This is a genomic window from Claveliimonas monacensis (genome assembly GCF_014982975.1).
Classification (GTDB): Bacteria; Bacillota; Clostridia; order Lachnospirales; family Lachnospiraceae; genus Claveliimonas; species Claveliimonas monacensis.
The window spans coordinates 1-1,363 of sequence record NZ_JADCKL010000036.1; the positions used below are offsets into that span (position 1 = coordinate 1).

The window sequence follows — 1,363 nt, forward strand, 5'->3', positions numbered from 1 at the left end:
CGGCGACTCACTGGATTCACTTGCGGACCACCAATCCGATTGAATCCACGTTTGCCACGGTGAGGCTAAGAACCAAGCGGAGCCGCTCCTGTGGCAACCGGGACACCACGTTATCGATGGTGTTCAAACTGCTCCAATCCGCCCAGAAACGCTGGAAGCGGATCAAGGGGTTCGACCAACTGAAGCTGGTCGTGGATAACGTACAGTTTCAGGATGGAATACAGGTGGAAGATCAATCTGACAGGAACGCTGCCTGATGGTCATACACCAGATTTGACAATAACTCAACTGCTTGCGGCGGGCAACGTATTCAGCAGCGATGCATTGCAGCGTTTGGCTGTGCAGGCCGAGGTCCTTGCCAGCACCCTTGGTATAGGGGTGCATGTCGTAGGCAGACAGAAACAGACCTTTCTCCCGAATGGCTCGGGAAGACAGTTCGTTGAGGTAGTTCCAAACAAAATTCACGCTGCGGGCCATGCGGTTAAGCTCGGCGGCGTGTTTGTCCTTCACTCGAACCTTGAGGGTCCTGGTCTGCTTCATGGCTTCGAATATACTTGGTCTATGGAAACCAAAAAAGCTATCAGAACAGGAAGACACTGCGTTTTTAAACTCCATGCCCATTTGGTCTTTGTCACCAGGTATCGGGGCAAGGTGTTCACCGGCGCGCATCTCAACTCCCTCGAATTGCTTTTCGACCGAGTGTGTCGGGACTTCGAGGCGGAGCTACAGGAGTTCAACGGTGAAACCGATCACGTCCATTTGCTTGTCAACTTTCCACCCAAAGTGGCGGTATCCAGGCTGGTGAATAGTTTGAAGGGGGTATCCAGCCGGCGGATGAAGTTACTACACCCTGAACTGGTGCAGCCCGCCTACCGGAAGAACTCGCTGTGGAGTCCAAGCTACTTTGCGGGAAGTGTCGGAGGCGCCCCCCTGAGCATGGTCAAGCAGTATATTGAGCAACAATCGAGGCCGGACTAGGGGCGCTCTCGCGCCCCTCGCTATCCATCCTCGCACTAGGGAGCGTTAACAATTAGGCCAGCCATATGACGGCGGATACAAGGTTGAGTAGCGACTGGTAGTTTCTCGCCAGTCGCTCATAGCGTGTTGCCAGCCGCCTGAACTGCTTGATTTTCTGGAAGAACCTTTCTACCAGGTTGCGATCCTTGTAACAGTGCCAATCTATCTCGGGGCATTCCAAGCGATTCTTTCTCGGCGGAATCACCGGCTCGGCGCCCACCGCTCGAATGATGTCCCTCAAAGCGGTGGAATCATACCCCTTGTCGCCAAGCACCGCCGCTGGAGAAAAGCCCGCCAGTAACGCTGGGGCGGCTCCGTACTCAGACGCTTGGCCCGGTGTGAGGAT

At 54.9% G+C, this 1,363-nt stretch carries 2 protein-coding genes and 1 pseudogene; 2 read left to right on the forward strand and 1 reads right to left on the reverse strand.

All coding sequences use genetic code 11. The annotated features are described in order from the left end of the window. Positions 1-257: pseudogene (locus INF30_RS14555) on the forward strand (IS256 family transposase); the annotation flags it as partial. 304 nt (positions 258-561) lie between these two features. Next, positions 562-978, forward strand: coding sequence for an IS200/IS605 family transposase (gene tnpA / locus INF30_RS14560; protein WP_154538362.1), 417 nt, complete (start codon positions 562-564; stop codon positions 976-978). 52 nt (positions 979-1,030) lie between these two features. Here tnpA and INF30_RS14565 read toward each other — a convergent pair. Next, on the reverse strand, positions 1,031-1,363 hold a 333-nt coding region (locus INF30_RS14565; RefSeq protein WP_226395720.1), incomplete at its 5' end, for a transposase.